This is a genomic window from Streptomyces sp. NPDC086766 (genome assembly GCF_044746005.1).
Lineage (GTDB): Bacteria > Actinomycetota > Actinomycetes > Streptomycetales > Streptomycetaceae > Streptomyces.
The window spans coordinates 70,887-90,982 of the sequence record NZ_JBIVBI010000011.1; the positions used below are offsets into that span (position 1 = coordinate 70,887).

Annotated in this window: 14 protein-coding genes; 2 read left to right on the forward strand and 12 right to left on the reverse strand. The window is 74.9% G+C overall.

The annotated features are described in order from the left end of the window. Positions 1-123 precede the first annotated feature (123 nt). Positions 124-1,545 carry a PAS domain-containing protein gene (locus ACIPM1_RS20835; protein ID WP_402436822.1) on the forward strand — a complete coding sequence of 474 codons (1,422 nt, stop codon included), beginning with the start codon at positions 124-126 and terminating at the stop codon, positions 1,543-1,545. 397 nt (positions 1,546-1,942) lie between these two features. On the opposite strand, the gene pdxH is transcribed toward ACIPM1_RS20835, so the two are convergent. Beyond that, positions 1,943-2,572 (reverse strand): pyridoxamine 5'-phosphate oxidase, encoded by a 630-nt coding sequence (gene pdxH / locus ACIPM1_RS20840; protein ID WP_402437118.1) that lies wholly within the window; start codon positions 2,570-2,572, stop codon positions 1,943-1,945. A 369-nt stretch (positions 2,573-2,941) separates the two neighbouring features. On the opposite strand from pdxH, the gene ACIPM1_RS20845 reads away from it, so the two are divergent. After that, positions 2,942-4,042 (forward strand): citrate synthase 2, encoded by a 1,101-nt coding sequence (locus ACIPM1_RS20845; protein WP_402436824.1) that lies wholly within the window; start codon positions 2,942-2,944, stop codon positions 4,040-4,042. A 94-nt stretch (positions 4,043-4,136) separates the two neighbouring features. Here ACIPM1_RS20845 and ACIPM1_RS20850 read toward each other — a convergent pair whose 3' ends face one another. The 11 genes from ACIPM1_RS20850 to ACIPM1_RS20900 all read right to left on the reverse strand — a co-directional run bounded on the left by ACIPM1_RS20850 (position 4,137) and on the right by ACIPM1_RS20900 (position 20,041). Next, positions 4,137-5,177, reverse strand: coding sequence for an isopenicillin N synthase family dioxygenase (locus tag ACIPM1_RS20850; protein ID WP_402436826.1), 1,041 nt, complete (start codon positions 5,175-5,177; stop codon positions 4,137-4,139). Positions 5,178-5,516: 339 nt separating this feature from the next. Then, positions 5,517-6,125 (reverse strand): TetR/AcrR family transcriptional regulator, encoded by a 609-nt coding sequence (locus tag ACIPM1_RS20855; protein WP_402436828.1) that lies wholly within the window; start codon positions 6,123-6,125, stop codon positions 5,517-5,519. Continuing rightward, complete coding sequence (locus tag ACIPM1_RS20860) at positions 6,113-6,847, reverse strand: enoyl-CoA hydratase family protein (protein WP_402436830.1); 735 nt, start codon at positions 6,845-6,847, stop codon at positions 6,113-6,115. The genes ACIPM1_RS20855 and ACIPM1_RS20860 overlap by 13 nt, the downstream gene beginning before the upstream one ends. Beyond that, positions 6,844-8,475, reverse strand: a complete 1,632-nt coding sequence (locus ACIPM1_RS20865) for a 4-coumarate--CoA ligase family protein (RefSeq protein ID WP_402436832.1) — start codon at positions 8,473-8,475, stop codon at positions 6,844-6,846. The genes ACIPM1_RS20860 and ACIPM1_RS20865 overlap by 4 nt, the downstream gene beginning before the upstream one ends. A gap of 94 nt (positions 8,476-8,569) precedes the next feature. Further along, positions 8,570-9,730, reverse strand: a complete 1,161-nt coding sequence (locus ACIPM1_RS20870; protein WP_402436834.1) for an acyl-CoA dehydrogenase family protein — start codon at positions 9,728-9,730, stop codon at positions 8,570-8,572. Between the two features lie 78 nt (positions 9,731-9,808). Next, the gene (locus ACIPM1_RS20875; RefSeq protein WP_402436836.1) at positions 9,809-11,650 is read right to left on the reverse strand and encodes a biotin carboxylase N-terminal domain-containing protein; all 1,842 of its coding nucleotides are present in this window, start codon (positions 11,648-11,650) and stop codon (positions 9,809-9,811) included. An 8-nt stretch (positions 11,651-11,658) separates the two neighbouring features. After that, positions 11,659-13,257 carry an acyl-CoA carboxylase subunit beta gene (locus ACIPM1_RS20880; protein ID WP_402436838.1) on the reverse strand — a complete coding sequence of 533 codons (1,599 nt, stop codon included), beginning with the start codon at positions 13,255-13,257 and terminating at the stop codon, positions 11,659-11,661. Then, a complete protein-coding gene (locus ACIPM1_RS20885) occupies positions 13,254-14,948 on the reverse strand; it encodes an acyclic terpene utilization AtuA family protein (protein ID WP_402436840.1) in 1,695 nt (564 codons plus the stop codon). The genes ACIPM1_RS20880 and ACIPM1_RS20885 overlap by 4 nt, the downstream gene beginning before the upstream one ends. Beyond that, positions 14,945-15,748: a TIGR03084 family metal-binding protein gene (locus tag ACIPM1_RS20890; RefSeq protein ID WP_402436842.1), complete on the reverse strand. Its 804-nt coding sequence runs from the start codon at positions 15,746-15,748 to the stop codon at positions 14,945-14,947. Before ACIPM1_RS20890 ends, ACIPM1_RS20885 begins: the two co-directional genes overlap by 4 nt. Positions 15,749-15,985: 237 nt before the next feature. Beyond that, positions 15,986-16,972 carry an EamA family transporter gene (locus tag ACIPM1_RS20895; RefSeq protein ID WP_402437120.1) on the reverse strand — a complete coding sequence of 329 codons (987 nt, stop codon included), beginning with the start codon at positions 16,970-16,972 and terminating at the stop codon, positions 15,986-15,988. 189 nt (positions 16,973-17,161) lie between these two features. Beyond that, entirely contained in the window at positions 17,162-20,041 is a 2,880-nt protein-coding gene (locus tag ACIPM1_RS20900) for an FAD-linked oxidase C-terminal domain-containing protein (protein ID WP_402436844.1), read from the reverse strand. Positions 20,042-20,096: the final 55 nt, after the last annotated feature.

A 20,096-nucleotide genomic window follows, 5' to 3' on the forward strand; every position in this document is an offset into this window, starting at 1 on the left:
GCCGTGAAACGATTGCCTCAATCTTGGGGAACTCGATGTGTGCTGCATCACGTTCCAGTTGAATGATGGGCAGTGCGCGAATCGACGCGCCGTACGTGCGGACGCAGCCTGCAGGGGGTCCAGGTGAGTGCTTCCCGGCGTAGTGGGACCACCGACGAGGTCGGGCCGGACGAACCCGAGCGGGACGGCCCGGAGGGCTCCGACGCCTCCGACGGCTCCGACCTGCTCGCCGCCCTGCTCGACGGCATGGACGCCGCCCTGTGCGCCTTCGACGCGCACGGCGTCGTCACCCACTGGAACCGCGAGGCCGAGCGCATCCTCGGCTGGACCGCCGCCGAGGCCGTGGGCCGGCACGGATTCGCCGGATGGGCCGTGCGCAGCGCCGACGCCGAGGAGGTCGAGGGGCGGCTCATGTCCGCCATGCACGCACCCGGACGGCAGGTCCACGAGTTCGCGCTGCTCACCAAGGACGGGGGCCGCGTCCTCGTCCGCACCCAGTCGGCGGCCGTCCGCGGGCCCGACGGCAAGCCCGCCGGCGTCTACTGCGCCTTCAGCGAGGTGCACGCGCAGATCGACCTGGAGCGGTCCATCGCGCTGAGCGAGGCCCTGTTCGAGGAGGCCTCCTGGGGCGTCGTCCTCGTCGACGCCGACCTGCGGCCCGCCGTGGTCAACGCGCACGCGGCCCGCGCCCTCGGCACCGGACGCACCGCCGCGCTCGGACGCCCGCTCGGCGAACTGCTCTCCCAGGGCGTGGAGGAACTGGAGAGCGCCCTCACCCACGTCCTGGCCGAGGGCGCGCCGCCCGCCCCGGCCGAGATCTGGGTGGGCGTCCGCGCCCCGGAGGGCGAACGGCGGCGCTGCTGGCGCAGCGGATTCGTCCGGCTGGCCTCGCCGCTCGCGGAGGAACCGGTGCCGCTGGGCGTCGCCTGGCTGTTCGTCGACGTCACCGAGGCCAAGCAGGGCGAGCAGGAGGCCGCCCAGCTGCGGTTCCGCGGCAACCAGCTGCACCGGGCCGCCCGCGCCGCGGCCGAGTGCGAGGACCCCGCGGAGGCCGCCACCGTCCACCTCGACTTCGCCCTCGCCGGCTTCGCCGACCACGCCCTGGTCGACCGCGTGGCGGGCGGCGCCGTCACCGACGGCGAGACCACGGGCCCGGTACGGCTCGTGCGGGTCGCCGCCACCCCCTCCGGAGCCCCCGGCCCGAGCCTGCTCACCGGCCGCGCCGCACTCCCCGTCCGCTACGGCGAGGGGCACCCCGCCCTCCAGTGCGTCCAGCGGACCGGGTCCGTGCGCGCCACCGTCGGCGCCGTGCCCCCCGGCCAGGCACGCGAGTGGGCCCAGGCCCGGCAGTGGCCCGCGGACACCGTGCACGCCCTGTGCGCGGTCCTGCGCAGCCGGGGCCGGACCCTCGGCGTGGTGACCTTCCTGCGCGGCTCCGGCCGCAACCCCTTCGAACGCGTCGACGCGGCCTACGCCGAGGACGTGGCCGCACGCATCGCCACCGCACTCGACCTGGCCGCACTGCAGGAGCACGGAAGGCAGTGAGCCGCGCACCGGGCCGCGCCCGGCCCGCCGGACGGCGTCACGCCGCCTCGCCTGCGCCTCGACCCCGCTCTTCGTCCGGGGCTTCGCTGGAGAGCCGGACCGGCCCCCGGAAAAAACGGTTGATCCGTCGCGGGTGCCTTCCTAGTGTGGGGAGCACTTCGGAAGGGAGGTGGTTCGGCAGATGTATGCATACCGGACGGAAGAGGTGGCTGCGGGCTAGCGGCCCGCCGTCGTACTCGGTTCGGCGCCGGACCAGCGTGTGCCAGACGCACGCAGCCGGCCCAATCCAACGCAGTCACCCGACCCGCGAGCTCGCCGGTACGTCCGGCCGGCTTCTCCGCCGTCAGGCGGGGGACCTGAGCTCGCGGGTCGTCTGCGTCGTGCGGGGTTTTCGGGGTCAGGGGCTCAGGCGCTCGACGTGCCAGGTGCCGGCGGGCTGCGCCGTGTAGCGGAGGCGGTCGTGGAGGCGGTTCTCGCGGCCCTGCCAGAACTCGACCGTCCGCGGGGCGACCCGGAAGCCGCCCCAGTGCGGCGGGACGGGGACCTGTTCGCCCTCGGGGTAGCGGGCGGCCAGTTCCGCGTAGGCGACCTCCAGGTCCGCGCGGGTGGCGATCACCGTGGACTGGGCGCTCGCCCAGGCGCCGAGCTGGGAGCCGTGCGGGCGGGTGCGGAAGTAGGCGGCGGTCTCGTCCCGGCCGGTGCGGCGGGCGACGCCCTGGACGATGACCTGGCGGGCCATCGGGTGCCACGGGAAGAGCAGCGACACGTAGGGGTTCTCGGCCAGGTCGCGGGCCTTGCGGGAGTCGTAGTTGGTGTAGAAGACGAAGCCCTGTTCGTCGAACGCCTTGAGCAGCACCGTGCGGGAGCTGGGGCGGCCCTCGGCGTCCGCCGTGGAGACGACCATGGCGTTGGGTTCGAACATGCCGCCCTCCGTCGCGGCCTGCTGGAACCAGCGGGCGAACTGTGCGACGGGGGTGTCGGCCAGTTCGGTCTCGGACAGGCCCTCGGCCCGGTAGTGCTTGCGCATGGAGGCGAGGTCGAAGGGGTCGCCCTCCGCGGCTGCTCCGGCTTCTCGTCCGGCTCCGGCTTCTCGGTCGGTCACCCGGTCATCTTGCCGTATGGGCGGGCCCGGGCCGGCGGGTGTCCTTCGTCACTGCGTGGCACCGAGTGCCGGACGCCCTCCCCAACGGTGGCACGCGGGGATATCGTGCTGCTGCCGTCCAGGTTGGGTGACCGCCGACCGTACGGGGCATCAAAGGGGTGACCGCTTCGGACCGCGAGTCGTCGGACGCGACCGCGGATCCGCCCCGGCGCCCACCCGCTTTTCGACGACAACGCGCCCTTGGTCGTCGTCCCCACCGCACCATCCGTCGCACACCTCACGAGGAGCCGCCTGATGTCCGACTTCGTACCCGGACTCGAGGGAGTCGTCGCGTTCGAGACGGAGATCGCCGAACCGGACAAGGAGGGCGGCGCCCTCCGGTACCGGGGCGTCGACATCGAGGACCTCGTCGGTCACGTCTCCTTCGGCAACGTCTGGGGACTGCTCGTCGACGGGGCCTTCAATCCCGGTCTGCCGCCCGCCGAGCCGTTCCCGATCCCCGTGCACTCCGGTGACATCCGGGTGGACGTGCAGTCCGCGCTGGCCATGCTCGCGCCGGTGTGGGGTCTCAAACCGCTGCTCGACATCGACGTCGCGCAGGCCCGCCAGGACCTGGCGCGGGCCGCCGTCATGGCGCTGTCCTACGTCGCCCAGTCGGCCCGCGGGCAGGGGCTGCCGATGGTGCCGCAGAGCGAGATCGACAAGGCGCACTCCGTGGTCGAGCGGTTCATGATCCGCTGGCGGGGCGAGCCGGACCCGAAGCACGTGGCGGCCGTCGACGCCTACTGGACGTCGGCCGCCGAGCACGGCATGAACGCCTCCACCTTCACCGCCCGTGTCATCGCCTCCACCGGCGCCGACGTGGCGGCCGCGCTGTCGGGCGCGGTGGGCGCGATGTCCGGCCCGCTGCACGGCGGGGCGCCCTCCCGTGTGCTCGGCATGATCGAGGAGATCGAGCGGACCGGGGACGCGGCCGGGTACGTGAAGCGGGCGCTGGACCGCGGTGAGCGGCTGATGGGCTTCGGGCACCGGGTGTACCGGGCGGAGGACCCGCGGGCGCGGGTGCTGCGCCGCACCGCGCGGGAGCTCGGCGCGCCGCGCTACGAGATCGCCGAGGCGCTCGAGAAGGCGGCGCTGGAGGAGCTGCACAACCGCAGGCCCGACCGGGTGCTCGCGACGAACGTGGAGTTCTGGGCGGCGATCATGCTGGACTTCGCCGAGGTGCCGGCGCACATGTTCACGTCGATGTTCACCTGCGCCCGTACGGCGGGCTGGTCGGCGCACATCCTGGAGCAGAAGCGGACGGGGCGGCTGGTGCGGCCGTCGGCGCGCTACGTGGGGCCGGGGCCGCGCAGTCCGCGGGAGATCGAGGGGTACGCCGACATCGCCCACTGAGCGGGTGCCCGAGGGACGCCGCGGAACGCCTCAGGCGTCCCTCAGCGTCCCTCGGGCGTCTCCCGGGACATCCCCCGGGGGATGTCGGCGCCGATCACGCCGGAGTGAGCAGCTCCGCGTGGTGACGCCGGGCGACCAGGGGATGCGCCCTCAGCTTGCCCTTGAGCTCGTTGTAGCCGTATTCGGCGAACAGGGGGTTGGCCGGGTCGTCGGTGATGCCGGGCGCGGTGGCCGCGTGCGGGAAGGGCAGCAGTTCGACGCGGGCGTCCAGGCGCGGATTGTAGAAGAACGGCACGGAGAAGCGCTCGGTGGCACCGGGTGGTGAGACGACGCGGTGGTTGGTGGCCACCAGATAGCCGTCGGTGGCCACCTCCAGCAGCTCGCCGAGGTTGACGACGAACGCGCCGGGGATGGGCGACACCGGGTGGAAGCGCCCGTCCTCGCGCTGCACCTGGAGGCCGCCGACCTCGTCCTGGAGCAGCAGGGTGAGGAAGCCGTAGTCCTTGTGGGCCCCGACGCCCTGGTCGGTGCCGTCGCCCGCGCTGCCGGGGTAGCGGACGAGCTTGAGGTGCGGGTGGGCGTGCGCGCCGAAGACGGGGGCGTAGAAGTCGGCGGGCGCGCCGATGGCGGTGAGCAGCTCGCGCAGCAGCCGGTCGGCGACGGCGCTGAGCCGGTCGATCCAGGTGAGGGCGGCGGTGCGCAGTTCGGGCAGGGCGGCGGGCCACTGGTTGGGGCCCTGGAGCCACCAGTAGGCGGGCTCGGCGGGGCCGGGGACGCGGGCGGGGCGCTCGGCGCCTATGTCGAGCTGGTCGCGCCAGTCGCGGGCGCCGGCGGTGCGTTCGTCGCCGGTGCGGGTGTAGCCGCGGAAGTGCGGCGAGTGGACGTTGTCGAGGGCGAGCCGGTCGGCCTCGGGGAGCCGGAAGAACGCGTGCATGGCGTCCAGCAGCGCGTCGGTCTCGGCGGGCGTGACGCCGTGCCCGACGAGCTGGAAGAAGCCCACGTCGTGGGCGGCGCTGTGCAGCTGGGCGTGGAGCAGCGCGCGGGCCTGGGGGCCGCGGTCGGCGGCGGAGAGGTCGATGATCGGGAGCTGGTCGTACGGCGAGGTCGTCGCCGGGGTGCTGACCGGGTTCGTCATGGGTGCGTCCGCGGGTGTACGGGGACCCGGCCGCCGTCAGGGGTGGGCGGGCGGCCGTGGGTGCCGGATGGGAGGTACCGGGCCAGATGGTGGGCGGTACCGGGTGAGAGGGCGCGGCGGGCAGAGGCGGCCGCGCGGGGGCTGGGTCAGGCGGAGCGCCGACAGCCCATGCTCGTGACGCGCACGTAGTCCACGTGGCGACGGCGTACGAGCATCGGAAGCATGGGCACAGGCTACTGCGGACGCCCGTTTTCGCGTGTGGCCCGCCTCACATCCGGTACGGCCGCCGGGGGCCGGCCGCTCGGGCCGGCCGGGGGCGTGCGTCCTCCCGAACGGGGTTCAGCCGAGGGCGTCGTCCAGGAGGGCGGCCCACTGGGCGACGACGCGCTCGCGGCGGGCCCGGTCGTCGGTGAGGAGGGTGGCGAGGCCGAGGCCGCGGGCCATGTCGAGCAGGCCCTGGACGGTTTCGCGGACGCCGGGGCGGGACTCGTCGGCGCCGAGGAGCTCGACGGCGATGCGGTGGCTGTCGCGGCCGACGCGGGCCTCGAGTTCGGTGACGCGGGGGCGCAGCTGCTCCTCGTCGGAGGCGGCGACCCACAGGTGGAGGGCGGCGCGGAAGAGGGGGCCGGTGTAGAGACCGACGAGCGCGCTCACCACGGCGCGGCGGTCCGCGCCGGCGCCCTCCGGGAAGAGGGCGCGCAGGGCGGTGGAGCGTTCCTCGGCGACGTACTCGACGGCCGCGGTGAAGAGGTCCTCGCGGGTGGGGAAGTGGTGCTGGGCGGCACCGCGGGAGACGCCGGCGCGCTCGGCGACGACGGAGACCGTGGAGCCCGCCCAGCCGTGTTCGGCGAGGCAGGCCACGGCGGCTTCCAGGAGCCGCTGCCGGGTGGCCCGGCTGCGGTCCTGCTTGGGTGCGCGGTCGCGTTCGGCTGTGTTCACACCACCCATGAAGGGTCCCGTCGTTCGAGGAAGGCCGTCATGCCCTCGCGCGCCTGCGCGGAGGCGAACAGCCGGGCCGAAAGCGCGGTCAGGTCGGCCGCGTCCCGGTCGAAGGCTTCCAGCACCCTAGCCGTGAGCAGCCGTTTCGTCTCGGCCAGTGCCTCGGGTGAGGAGCGGCGCAGGCCGTCGAGGACGGGTTCGAGTACGGCGTCGACGTCGTCCCCGGCCGCGGTGACCAGGCCGATCCGGGCGGCCTCGGCGGCGCCGAAGCGTTCGCCGGTGAGGTAGTAGCGGGCCAGGGCGCGCGGGTCGGTGCGGGGCAGCAGCGGCAGGGAGATGACGGCGGGGGCCACTCCGATGCGGACCTCGGTGAAGGCGAAGGTGGCCCGGGGGCCGGCGGCGGCGATGTCGCAGGCGGCGAGCAGGCCGAGGCCGCCGGCCCGGACGTGTCCGGTGACCCGGGCGACGACGGGCTTGCCGAGTTCGGTGATCAGGCGGAGCAGGCCGACCAGCGCGTCGGGGTGGGGCGGGTCGCGCAGGTCGGCGCCGGCGCTGAAGGTGTTGCCGGTGTGGGTGAGGACGACGGCGCGGACGCCGGTGTCCTCGGCGCAGTCGGTCAGCGCGCCGGCGAGCTCGCCGACGAGGGCGGCGGACAGGGCGTTGCGGTTGTCCGGCGAGTCCAGGGCGAGTGTCTCGACGGCACGCGCGCGGGTGCGGGCGATCAGGGTCATTGCTGCTCCTCGGGCCGGTGCTGTTCGGGCCGGTGCTCCTCGGCCCGGCGCTGCTGCCGTTCGCGCAGGTCCCGCAGCTCGCGGCGGAGGATCTTGCCGGATGCGGCGCGGGGCACCGCGTCGAGGAAGGTGACGTGCCGGACCCGCTTGTAGGGGGCGACGCGCTCGGCGACGTGCATCATGACCTCGCCGGCGGAGAGGTCGGTGGCGGTGGGCTGCCGTACGACGTAGGCGTGCGGGACCTCGTTGCCGTCGTCGTCGTAGACGCCGATGACGGCGGCGTCGGCGATGCCGGGGTGGGTGAGCAGCAGTGCCTCCAGTTCGGCCGGGGCGACCTGGAAGCCCTTGTACTTGATGAGTTCCTTGACCCGGTCGACGACGAACAGCCAGCCGTCGCGGTCGGTGTGGCCGACGTCGCCGGTGTGCAGCCACCCGTCGCGGTCGATCATCGCGGCGGTGGCGTCGGGGCGGCCGAGGTAGCCCTTCATCACCTGGGGGCCGCGGATGAGGATCTCGCCGGCCTCCCCGACGCCGAGGTCCTTGCCGGGGTCGGTGAGGGAGACGATGCGCATCTCCGTGCCGGCGATGAGCTTGCCGACGGTGCCGGGGGGTGCCTTGTGCAGGGCGTCCTGGGGCACGACGTGGGTGCCGGGCGACAGTTCGGTCATGCCGTAGGCCTGGCCGACGGGCGGCAGGCCGAGGCGCCGGGAGCAGGCGGCGGCGAGGTGGGCGTCCAGGGGGGCGGCGGCGCTGATGATGTACCGCAGCGACGACAGGTCGTACCGGGCGACGGCCGGGTGCTTGGCGAGGGCGAGCACGATCGGCGGGGCCACGTACAGGCCGGTGATGCGGTGGTCCTGGACGGCGGCGAGGAAGGTCTCCAGCTCGAAGCGGGGCAGGACGACGACGGTGGCGCCCTTGCGCAGGGGCGCGTTCATCAGCGCGGTCAGCCCGTAGATGTGGAAGAAGGGCAGCACGGCGAGGATGCGGTCGCCGGGCCCGGCGGTGATCAGGGGTTCGAGCTGGGCGAGGTTGGTGGCGATCTGGCGGTGGGTGAGCATGACGCCCTTGGGGACGCCGGTGGTGCCGGAGGAGTACGGCAGGGCCGCGACGTCCCGTGCCGGGTCGACGGCGACGGAGGGCTCCGGGGCGGCGGAGGCGAGCATGTCGACGAGGGAGCGGTGTCCGGGCGCGCTGTCGCAGACGAATATCTCCTCTGTGCCGCCCGCCAGTTCGGCCGCGCGGCGGGCGGCCGCCAGCAGCGGTGAGACGGTGACGATCCAGCGGGCCCTCGCGTCCCGCAGCTGCTTGGCGAACTCCTCGGGTGTGGCGAGCGGGTGCACGGTGGTGACCGAGGCGCCCGCGCGGGTGGCGGCGTAGAAGGCGACCGGGAAGGACACGGTGTTGGGGCTTTGCAGGGCGAGGACGTCGCCCTTGCGGACCCCGGCCTCGGCGAGCGCGGCGGCGATCCGCCGGTGGAACCGGTCGACCTGGTCGTACGTGAGGGTGGTGCCGTCGGTGCCGTCGATCAGGGCGGGCGTGTCGCCGAACTCGGCGGCGTGGCCCAGAACGGCCTCGTGGATGGGGAGTTCGACGGGCGGGACATCTGCGTACTCGCTGCGGAACACGGTTCCTCCTCGCACGGCGGGCGCACGACGGTGTGCGCCGGGGACGGCCCGGCCGGGTACGGCCGGGTCCGGCTCGGGTACGGCCGGGTCCGGCTCAGTACGACTTGGGCAGGCCCAGGGTCTGGTGGGAGACGTAGTTCAGAATCATCTCCCGGCTCACCGGAGCAATACGGGCCACACGGGCGGCGGTTATCAACGAGGCGAGACCGAATTCGCGGGTGAGCCCGTTGCCGCCGAGGGTGTGCACCGACTGGTCGACGGCCTTCACGCAGGCCTCCGCCGCCGCGTACTTGGCCATGTTGGCGGCCTCTCCGGCGCCGATGTCGTCGCCGGCGTCGTAGAGGTGGGCGGCCTTCTGCATCATCAGGCGGGCGAGTTCGAGGTCGATGTGCGCCTGGGCGAGCGGGTGGGCGATGGCCTGGTGGGCGCCGATGGGGCTCTTCCAGACGCTGCGGTCGCGGGCGTACTCGACGGCCCGGCCGAGGGCGAAGCGGCCCATGCCGATCGCGAAGGCGGCGGTCATGATCCGCTCGGGGTTGAGTCCGGCGAAGAGCTGGAGCAGTCCGGCGTCCTCGTCGCCGACCAGCGCGTCGGCGGGCAGCCGTACGTCGTCCAGGACCAGCTCGAACTGCTTCTCGGCGGCGTTGAGTTCCATGTCGATCACCCGGCGCTGGAAGCCCTCGGCGTCGGGCGGGACGATGAACAGGCAGGGCTTGAGGCGGCCGGTACGGGCGTCCTCGGTGCGGCCGACGATGAGGACGGCGTCGGCGGTGTCGACGCCGGAGATGAAGACCTTGCGGCCGGTGAGCAGCCAGTCGGCGCCGTCGCGGCGGGCGGTGGTGGTGATTCGGTGGGAGTTGGAGCCGGCGTCGGGTTCGGTGATGCCGAAGGCCATGGTGCGGGAGCCGTCGGCGAGGCCGGGCAGCCAGGCGCGTTTCTGCTCCTCGGTGCCGAAGCGGGCGATGACGGTGCCGCAGATGGCCGGGGAGACGACCAGCATGAGGAGCGGGCAGCCCGCGGCGCCCAGTTCCTCCAGCACGATGGAGAGTTCGCTGACGCCTCCGCCTCCGCCGCCGTACTCCTCGGGGAGGTTGACGCCGAGGTAGCCGAGCTTCCCGGCTTCGGCCCACAGTTCGGTGGGCGGGTTGCCTTCGGCGACGGTGCGGGTGAGGTAGTCGCGGCCGTAGCGCCTGCCGAGGGCGGCGACGGCGGATCGGAGGGCCTTGTGTTCTTCGGATTCGATGACGGGGCTCATGTCTTCTCCCGAGTGCGAGTGGTCCGTGGTTGGTCGCGCTCACGCGGCCGGGCCGCGTGTCGATACAGCCCCGCGCCCCTAGGTCTCCTGCACCACCGCCAGCAGCGTTCCCGGCTCCACCTGCAGGCCGGGGGCGGCGTGCAGGGCCGTCAGGGTTCCGGTGACCGGTGCCGTGATCCGGTGTTCCATCTTCATCGCCTCCAGCCAGAGCAGCGGCTGTCCGGCCTGGACGGCGGATCCGGTGGTCAGGCCGTCGGCGACGCGGACGACGGTGCCGGGCATGGGGGCGAGCAGCGAGCCGGGCGCGCGCTGGTCGGCGGGGTCGGGGAAGCGGGGCAGGGAGGTGAGGGTGGTGGCGTCGACGTGGACCTGGTCGCCGTACCGGGCGACGTGGAAGGTCCGTTGCACGCCGTCCACTTCGAGGACCACCCGGTGGGGGCCCGCGTGCACGACGCGGACGCCGTCGGCGGTGAGGCCCTGGCGGGTGTGCCGGTAGCGGACCTCGTGCTCCTCACCGGCCATGGCGTACCGCTTGACCTGCGGTTCGGCGGGCAGGTTGCGCCAGCCGCCGAAGCGGGAGCGGCCGTGGGCGTCGGCGAGGGCGGCCGCGAGCGGCGCGTAGGGGTCGAGGAGGGGCGTGGTGAGGGCGGTGAGGTGGCGGTCGTAGAAGCCGGTGTCCATGCGGCCGTCCGCGAACTCCTCGTGCCGCAGGGAGCGGACGAGCAGGTCCCGGTTGGTGACCGGGCCGTGGATCGCGGCCCGCTCCAGCGCCCCGGCGAGCTTGCGGACCGCCTCCGCGCGGGTGGGGGCGTGCGCGACGGCCTTGGCGAGCATCGGGTCGTAGTGGACGCCGATCGTGTCGCCGTCGCCGTAGCCGGTGTCCAGGCGGATGCCGTCGGGCACGGCGATGCGGTGCAGGGTGCCGGTCTGCGGGGCCCAGTCGCGGGCGGGGTCCTCGGCGTAGAGGCGCGCCTCGACGGCGTGGCCGCGCGGGCGGGGCGGCTCGGTGTCGAGGGCGTGGCCCTCCGCGACGCGGATCTGGGCGGCGACCAGGTCGAGGCCGAACACGGCCTCGGTGACGGGGTGTTCGACCTGGAGGCGGGTGTTCATCTCCAGGAAGTGCGCGGTGTCGCCGGAGACCAGGAACTCGACGGTGCCGGCGCCGACGTAGTCGACGGCGCGGGCGGCCCGTACGGCGCTCTCGCGCAGCTCCTGTTCGAGGCGCGGGGAGAGACCGGGCGCGGGGGCCTCCTCGATCACCTTCTGGTGGCGCCGCTGGAGAGAGCAGTCACGGGTGCCGAGCGCCCACACCGTGCCGTGGGTGTCGGCGAGGACCTGCACCTCGACGTGCCGGCCGCCCTCCACGTAGGGCTCGACGAAGACCTCGCCGTCGCCGAACGCGCTCGCCGCCTCGGCGCGGGCGGCGGCCCGTTCGGCGTCCAGGTCCGCCAGGCGCCGCACGATCCGCATCCCGCGCCCGCCGCCGCCCGCGGCCGCCTTCACCAGCACGGGCAGGTCGGCCTCGGTGACGTGCTCCAGCGGGCGCAGGCCCATCAGTTCCTTGGCCCGGGTCTTGGACGCCATCGCCTCGACGGCCTCGGGCGGCGGCCCGATCCAGACCAGGCCGGCGTCCTGGACCGCGCGGGCGAAGTCGGCGTTCTCGGAGAGGAAGCCGTAGCCCGGGTGCACGGCGTCCGCGCCCGCGGCGATCGCCGCCTTCACGATCAGGTCGCCGCGCAGGTATGTCTCGGCGGGTGCCGCGCCCGGCAGCCGTACGGCGGCGTCGGCCAGACGCGTGTGGAGGGCGCCGTCGTCGGCGTCGGAGTGCACGGCGACCGTGCGGATGCCGAGTTCACGGCAGGTGCGGAAGACCCGGCAGGCGATCTCGCCCCGGTTGGCGACGAGCAGAGTCGAAATCACGTGGTCCCTCACATCCGGAAGACGCCGAAGCCGCCGCGCGCGCCCTGGTAGGGGGCGGTGTGCAGGGCCGACAGGCACAGGCCGAGGACGGTGCGGGTGTCGCGCGGGTCGATGACGCCGTCGTCGTACAGCCGCCCGGACAGGAACATCGGCAGCGACTCGGACTCGATCTGCTGCTCCACCATGGCGCGCAGCGCCGCGTCCGCCTCGTCGTCGTACGGCCGGCCCTTCGCGGCCGCGGACTGGCGGGCCACGATGGACAGGACGCCGGCGAGCTGCTGCGGGCCCATGACGGCGGACTTGGCGCTGGGCCAGGCGAACAGGAAGCGCGGGTCGTAGGCCCGTCCGCACATGCCGTAGTGCCCGGCGCCGTACGACGCCCCCATGAGCACCGACAGGTGCGGCACCTTCGAGTTGGCGACCGCGTTGATCATCATGGCGCCGTGCTTGATGATGCCGCCCTGCTCGTACTCCCGGCCGACCATGTAGCCGGTGGTGTTGTGCAGGAACAGCAGCGGGATGTCGCGCTGGTTGGCGAGCTGGATGAACTGGGCGGCCTTCTGCGACTCCTCGCTGAACAGCACGCCCCGCGCGTTGGCGAGGATGCCGACCGGGTAGCCGTGCAGGGTCGCCCAGCCGGTGGCGAGGCTGGTGCCGTACAGCGGCTTGAACTCGTCGAAGTCGGAGGCGTCGACGATCCGGGCGATCACCTCGCGCGGGTCGAAGGGGATCTTCAGGTCGCCCGGGACGATGCCGAGCAGCTCCTCCGGGTCGTACCTCGGCGGGGCCGCCGGGGCCGGATCCGGGTACGCCTTGCGGTGGTTGAGGCGGGCGACCACGCGCCGGGCCTGGCGCAGCGCGTCCGGCTCGTCCACGGCGAAGTGGTCCGCGAGCCCCGACACGCGCGCGTGCATCTCCGCGCCGCCCAGCGACTCGTCGTCGCTCTCCTCGCCGGTCGCCATCTTCACCAGCGGCGGGCCGCCGAGGAACACCTTCGCGCGCTCCTTGACCATGATCACGTGGTCGGACATGCCGGGGACGTAGGCGCCGCCCGCGGTGGAGTTGCCGAAGACGACGGCGACGGTGGGGATGCCGGCGGCCGAAAGCCGGGTCAGATCCCGGAAGATGGCGCCGCCGGGGATGAAGATCTCCTTCTGGGAGGGCAGATCCGCCCCGCCCGACTCCACCAGGCTGATGCAGGGCAGCCGGTTGGCGAACGCGATGTCGTTGGCGCGCAGCGCCTTCTTCAGGCTCCACGGGTTGCTGGCGCCGCCGCGCACGGTCGGGTCGTTGGCGGTGATCAGGCACTCCACGCCCTCGACGACGCCGATCCCGGTGACGAGCGAGCCGCCGACGGCGTAGTCGCTGCCCCAGGCGGCGAGCGGCGACAGCTCCAGGAACGGGGTGTCGGGGTCGAGGAGCAGCTCGATCCGTTCGCGGGCGAGCAGCTTGCCGCGGCCCCGGTGCCGTTCGACGTACTTGGGGCCGCCGCCCGCGAGGGCCTTGGCGTGCTCGGCGTCGAGGTCGGCGAGCCGGGCGAGCATGGTCTCGCGGTGGGTCTGGTAGTCCGGGGCCCCGGTGTCCAGGGCGGAGGAGAGGACGGTCACAGCAGGGCCTCCGGGATGTCCAGGTGGCGGGAGCGCAGCCATTCGCCGAGGGCCTTGGCCTGCGGGTCGAAGCGGTGCTGGGCGGCGACGCCCTCGCCGAGGAAGCCCTCGACGACGAAGTTGAGGGCGCGCAGACGGGGCAGGACGTGCCGGGTGACGGGCAGGCCGCGGCTCTCGGGGATCAGCTCCCGAAACCGGTCGGCCGTCAGCTCGTGGGCGAGCCACCGCCAGGCGTCCTCGCCGCGCGCCCACACGCCGACGTTGGCGTCGCCGCCCTTGTCGCCGCTGCGGGCTCCGGCGACGAGGCCGAGCGGGGCGCGCCGGGTGGGGCCGGGGGGCAGCGGGTCCGGCAGGGGCGGTTCGGGCACGTCCTCGAGGGCGCGGGCCCCGGGGGGCGGGGGCACCGGGACGCGCCGGCCGTCGTGGAGGACGGCCAGGTGCGCGACGGCGTCCTGGGGCACCCGGGCGGCCTCGAAGACGCCGTAGGGCGCGCCCTTCCCGGGCGGGGCCAGGAGGTGGAAGCCGGGGTAGCTGGCCAGCGCGAGTTCCACCGCGGCCCCGCTCAAGGCGCGCCCCACGGCCTCCTGGCCCGGGTCCCGGACGACGAGCCGGAGCAGGGCGCCGGCCGTCTCCTCGGTCGGCGCGTCGGGCCGGTCGGTGCGCACCAGCTCCCAGCGCACCTCGGCGGGCCGCGCCTTGGCGGCGTCGAGGGCGTCCTCCATCTGCTGCCGCACCAGGGCCGCCTTGCGCTCGATGTCCAGCCCGGTGAGGACGAAGGTCATCTCGTTGCGGAAGCCGCCGAGGCGGTTGAGGCCGGCCTTGAGGGTGGGTGGCGGCGCCTCGCCGCGCACGCCCTCGACACGGACCCGGTCGGGGCCGTCCTGGCTGAGCCGTACGGTGTCCAGCCGGGCCGTGACGTCGGGTCCCGCGTACCGGGCGCCGCCCGTCTCGTACAGCAGCTGGGCGGTCACCGTGCCGACGTCCACGACGCCGCCGGTGCCGGGGTGCTTGGTGATGACACTGCTGCCGTCCTCGTGGATCTCGGCGAGCGGGAAGCCGGGGCGGCGCAGCCGTTCGGGGGCGTGGTCGGTGAAGAAGGCGTAGTTGCCGCCGGTGGCCTGGGCGCCGCACTCCAGCACGTGCCCGGCGACGACGGCGCCCGCGAGCCGGTCGTACTCCTGCGGCCGCCAGCCGAAGTGCGCGGCGGCGGGCCCGGTGACGAGGGCCGCGTCCGTCACCCGGCCGGTGACGACGACGTCCGCGCCCTCGCGCAGGCAGGCGGCGATGCCGAACCCGCCGAGGTAGGCGTGGGCGGCGAGGCTGCCGGGGAACGCCGTGGTGAGGTCGTCGCCCTCGACGTGGGCGACCCGCGCCGGGATGCCGAGCCGGCCGGCCAGCTCCCGCACCGCGTCGGCGAGTCCGGCGGGGTTGAGGCCGCCGGCGTTGGTGACGATGCGGACCGACCGCTCGTGCGCGAGCCCGAGGCACTCCTCCAACTGCCGCAGGAAGGTGCGGGCGTACCCGGCGGCGGGGTCCTTGAGCCGGTCCCGGCCCAGGATGAGCATGGTCAGCTCGGCGAGGTAGTCGCCGGTGACGACGTCGAGCTCACCGCCGGTGAGCATCTCGCGCAGGGCGTCGAAGCGGTCGCCGTAGAAGCCGGAGGCGTTGCCGATGCGCAGGGGCGCGGTCACGGCCGGGCTCCCTGGGCGCTCCCCGGCTTACGCCCCGCGCCGGGCGGGCCCGCGAAGGCCTGGGCGATGTCGAGCCACCGGTCGGCGGCCGGTCCTTCGGCGCGCAGGGCCAGGTCGGCGCGGTGGGCGCGCTGGGTGACCAGGAGGCAGAAGTCGAGGGCGGGCCCGGTGACGCGCTGGGGGGCGTCCTCGGGGCCGTACGTCCACCGGCCGCCGGAGGGGGCGGTCAGCTCGACGCGGAACGGCTCGGCGGGCACGTCGAGCCCGTGGATCCCGAAGGCGAAGTCCCGGGTGCGCACCCCGAGCCGGGCCACGTGCCGGAGCCGGTCGGACGGCGGGCGGGCCACGCCCAGCGCGACCGCGACGTCCAGGCCGTGGGCCCAGGTCTCCATCAACCGGGCGGTGGCCATGGAGGCGGCCGCCATGGGCGGGCCGTACCAGGGGAAACGGGCGCCGGGCGGGGCGGCGCGCAGCGCCTCGTCCAGGGCCGCCCGGCCGTCCCGCCAGCGCGTCAGCAGCTCGGCGGGCGCGAGCCGGGCCGCCTCCTCGGCGCCCTCGTCGACGAAGGAGTGGGGTGCGGCGAGCGCCTTCTCCACCAGGGCGTGGAAGCCGTCCTGGTCCGTGACGGCGAGCAGGGCCGAGTGGTCGGTCCAGGCGAGGTGGCCGATCTGGTGGGCGACGGTCCAGCCGGGGGCGGGGGTGGCGAGCGCCCACTCCTCGGGGCTCAACCCGCCGACGATCCGGTCGAGCTCCTCGCTCTCCTCACGCAGGTCGTCGATCACGGGCGTCGGGTCGGACACGGTGACGCTCCCCTCGGGGCACGGCGGTGTGCGGCGATGTGGTGAGGAGCATGGCAGCGCCCGAAGAAACAATCAAGCACGCTTGCATGAATTTACGCCGCGCCGCCGCGCACCCGGTCCGACGCCCGGACGGCGTCCCGCACGGAGCCCGGACGGCGTCCCGCACGCGGCCCGGACGGCGTCCCGCACGGGCGCGGGCCGTTCACGGCCTCCGTCACTGCTCCGAGGCGCCCTGCGTCACTGCCCCGAAGCGGCCTCCGGCCCCGGCCCGGCTCCCGGGACGCTCCCCGGGACCCCGCCCCGCCGCCGCACCTGCGTCCGCACCGCCCCCATGCTCGCGGCGACGACCAGGGCGATGGCGAGGGCCTGCGGAGCGGACAGGGCCTGGCCGAGGACCAGGAAGCCGGCGGTGGCGGCGATGGCCGGTTCCAGGCTCATGAGGATCGCGAAGGTGGCGGCGGGCAGCCGGCGCAGCGCGAGGAGTTCGAGGGTGTACGGCAGCACGGAGGACAGCAGCGCCACCCCCGCGCCCAGCGCGAAGGTCACCGGGTCGGCGAGCCTGGCCCCCGACTCCGCGATGCCCAGCGGCAGGAAGAGCAGCGCCCCGACCGCCATCGCCAGGGCCAGCCCGTCCGCCTGCGGGAAGCGGCGGCCGGTCCGGGCGCTGAAGACGATGTACGCCGCCCACATGGCGCCCGCGCCCAGCGCGAAGGCGACACCGGCGAGGTCGAGGCCGCCGAAGCCCCCGCCGCCGAGGAGGAAGACCCCGGCCAGGGCGAGCGCGGCCCAGACGAGGTTGACGGCGCGGCGCGAGGCCAGCACGGACAGGGCGAGCGGGCCGAGGACCTCGAGGGTGACGGCGGGGCCGAGCGCGATGCGGTCGAGCGCCTGGTAGAACAGGCCGTTCATCGCGGACATGGTGACGCCGAAGACGACGACCGTGCCCCAGTCGGTGCGCGAGTACCCGCGCAGCCGGGGCCGGCAGACCAGCAGCAGCACGACGGCGGCCACCAGCAGCCGCAGCGCCACGACGCCCAGCGCACCCGCGCGCGGCATCAGCGTCACGGCCAGAGCGCCGCCGAACTGCACCGAGACACCCCCGGCCAGGACCAGCCCGACGGGGCCGAGGGAACCCCGCCGGTGCGGCGCGCCGGGCCCCGCGGAGGACGCGACCGGGGTCGACGAGGAGGGGGCGGCGGCACCAGGGGTGCTGGGGATGCTCATGGGGCGGTCCAGGGGGCTGAGCTGGGACATTCGTTCATCTCGATGTACTACCGAGTCCAGGGTAATGGACCCGGTCAGGCGTGTGAACCCTTTACGCTGCTGTACCGAACGCCACGGGCCCGCGAGACCGGAGGGACCCGGGCCGGCGGCTCCGCGGCCCTCGGCGGCCGGTACCCGTCCGGGAGGAGGTCAGGCCCCCTCCCCGTCCAGGGCCTCTGCCAGCACCTCCGCCAGATGCCGTCCGCGCACCCCCGCCAGCTGTTCCAGCTGGGTCCGGCAGGAGAAGCCGTCGGCCAGGACCACCGCCGCTTCCGGGGCCCGCCGGACCGAGGGCAGCAGCCGCTCCTCCGCGCAGGCGCGGGACACCTCCCAGTGGCCCCGCTCGAAGCCGAAGTTCCCGGCGAGGCCGCAGCAGCCGCCGGACAGCTCGCCGGTCAGGCCCGCCGCGGCACGCAGCCGCCGGTCGGCCGCGTCACCGAGCACCGCGTGCTGGTGGCAGTGGGTCTGCCCGGCGACCGGGCGGTCCAGCCGGGGCGGCCGCCAGCCGGGCGCGTGGCGTTCCAGGGTCTCGGCGAAGGTGAGCACCCGGTCGGCCAGCCGCCGCGCCCGCGGGTCGTCGTGCAGCAGCTCCGGCAGGTCGGTGCGCAGGGCGGCGGCGCAGCTCGGCTCCAGCACGACGACCGGGGCGCCGGTCTCCAGCACCGGCGCCATCAGGTCGAGGGTGCGGCGCAGCACCGTACGGGCCCGGTCGAGCTGACCGGTCGACACATGGGTGAGGCCGCAGCAGACCCGGCCCCTGCCGCGCAGCAGCGCCACCGGGTCGAGGACCGCCGACCTGCCGTCGCCCACCGAGGGACGGCGCAGCCGCAGGGTCGGCGGGAGCGCCACCCGCAGCCCGGCCGCCTCCAGCACGCGTACGGCCGCCCGGCCCACGGACGGCGACAGGTGCTCGGTGAAGGTGTCGGGCCACAGGACGACCAGCTCGCCGGGGCCCCCGACCGCGCCCCGGCGCCGCCGCCACCACCGGGTGAACGGCTCCCGCGCGAGCCGTGGGAGGTCCCGCTCCGGCGTGATCCCGCCGAGCCGTTTGGCCACCGCCGCCAGCGGCCGCACCGAGGCGAGCGCGTCGAGGACCGGCGCCGCGCGGAGACGCGCCGTCCAGCGCAGCCACACCGGGAGCCGGCCCATCACGTAGTGGGACGCCGGGCGGCGCCGCCCGGCGTAGTGGTGGTGCAGGAACTCCGCCTTGTAGGTGGCCATGTCGACGCCGACCGGGCAGTCCGAGCGGCAGCCCTTGCACGACAGGCACAGGTCGAGCGCGTCACGCACCTCCGGCGACCGCCAGCCGCCCGTCACCACCTCGCCCGCGAGCATCTCGTGCAGCAGCCGGGCCCGCCCGCGCGTGGAGTGCTCCTCCTCCCCCGTCGCACGGAAGGACGGGCACATCACGGCGGGCCCGGACACCTCCGTCGTACGGCACTTGGCGACGCCGACGCAGCGGCGCACCGCCGCCGAGAAGTCGCCGCCGTCGGCCGGGTAGCCGAACGCCACGTCGACGGGCTCGCGCGGCAGCACGGAGAAGCGCAGGCCGGAGTCGAGCGGCGCCGGACGCACCAGCATCCCGGGGTTGAGCAGGTCGTCGGGGTCCCAGACGGCCTTGGCCCGCTCGAAGAGGGCGACCGTCTCCTCGCCGTACATCACCGGCAGCAGCTCCGCCCGCGCCTGCCCGTCGCCGTGCTCCCCGGACAGCGAGCCGCCGTGCGCCACCACCAGCTCGGCCAGCTCCCGCGAGAACCGCCGGAAACGGCCGACCCCTTCCCGCGTCAGCAGGTCGAAGTCGATACGGACGTGGACGCAGCCGTCGCCGAAGTGCCCGTACGGCGTGCCGCGCAGCCCGTGCGCGGCCAGCAGCCCCCGGAAGTCCCGCAGATAGGCGCCCAGCCGGGCCGGCGGCACCGCGCAGTCCTCCCAGCCCGGCCACGCCTCCGAGCCGTCCGGCATCCGGGTGGCCGTGCCGCTCGCGTCCTCCCGGACGCGCCACAACGCCCGCTGCGCCGCCTCGTCCGTCACCACCAGCGCGTCCACGGCGTCGGCCGCGCGCACGACCGCCTCCGCCCGCGCGCGGGCCTCGGCCCCCGAGCGGCCGCCGGTCTCCACGAACAGCCAGGCTCCGCCCTGGGGCAGCGCGGTGGCGTCCGGCACCAGGTCGCGGGCCATCCCCTCCACCGTGAGCGGCCGATACGGCGTCAGCCCGGCCGCGGCGTCGGCGGCGCCGCTCTCGTCGGCGTACCCCAGCACCGCGAGCGCCCGCGCCCGGGGCGCCTCGACCAGCCCGACCACCGCCTCCGTCAGCACGCCCAGCGTGCCCTCCGAACCGCAGAGGGAGCGGGCGACGTCCCCGCCCCGCTCGGGCAGCAGGGCGTCCAGCGCGTAGCCGGAGATACGGCGGGGCAGGTCCGGGAACCCGGTCCGCAGCCGGGCCGACTCCCCCTCGACCAGCTCCCGCAGCCCGTCCGGGGCCCCGGCCCAGCCGGGACCGGGCCTCAGCCGCCGCCCGCGCGCGGTGACCACCGACAGCTCCCGCACGTGGTCCGCCGTCGTCCCCCAGGCCACCGAGTGCGCCCCGCAGGAGTTGTTGCCGATCATGCCGCCGAGCGTGCACCTGCCGTGCGTGGACGGGTCGGGGCCGAAGAGCAGGCCGTGCGGCGCGGCGGCCTCCTGGAGGCGGTCGAGCACCAGCCCCGGCTGCACGACGGCGGTCCGCGCCTCCGGGTCGATCCCCAGCACCCGGTTCATGTGCCGGGTGAAGTCCAGGACCACCCCCGTCCCGGTGGCCTGGCCCGCGATCGACGTGCCGCCGCCGCGCGCCACCACCGGCACCCCGCGCCCCCGGCACACCTCCAGCACGGCCGCCACGTCGTCGGCGTCCCGCGGCGCCACCACGCCCAGCGGGACCCGCCGGTAGTTGGACGCGTCCATGGTGACCAGGGCGCGGTCCGTGACCCCGAACCCCACCTCCCCCCGGACGACCTCGCGCAACTCCGCCCGCAGACCCGGTACATCCGTCATGGCTCCAGGATGCCCGCGCGCACCGGCGGCCCACGCGCGCACCCGCCGTCCCCGC

Bases quoted from the DNA above. Each gene is read 5' to 3' on its own strand.
- pdxH (WP_402437118.1), bottom strand. From the start codon at position 2,572: ATGCGCAAGCACTACCGGGCCGAGGGCCTGTCCGAGACCGAACTGGCC.
- ACIPM1_RS20845 (WP_402436824.1), top strand. From the start codon at position 2,942: ATGTCCGACTTCGTACCCGGACTCGAGGGAGTCGTCGCGTTCGAGACG.
- ACIPM1_RS20850 (WP_402436826.1), bottom strand. From the start codon at position 5,177: ATGACGAACCCGGTCAGCACCCCGGCGACGACCTCGCCGTACGACCAG.
- ACIPM1_RS20855 (WP_402436828.1), bottom strand. From the start codon at position 6,125: ATGGGTGGTGTGAACACAGCCGAACGCGACCGCGCACCCAAGCAGGAC.
- ACIPM1_RS20860 (WP_402436830.1), bottom strand. From the start codon at position 6,847: ATGACCCTGATCGCCCGCACCCGCGCGCGTGCCGTCGAGACACTCGCC.
- ACIPM1_RS20870 (WP_402436834.1), bottom strand. From the start codon at position 9,730: ATGAGCCCCGTCATCGAATCCGAAGAACACAAGGCCCTCCGATCCGCC.
- ACIPM1_RS20895 (WP_402437120.1), bottom strand. From the start codon at position 16,972: ATGAGCATCCCCAGCACCCCTGGTGCCGCCGCCCCCTCCTCGTCGACC.
- ACIPM1_RS20900 (WP_402436844.1), bottom strand. From the start codon at position 20,041: ATGACGGATGTACCGGGTCTGCGGGCGGAGTTGCGCGAGGTCGTCCGG.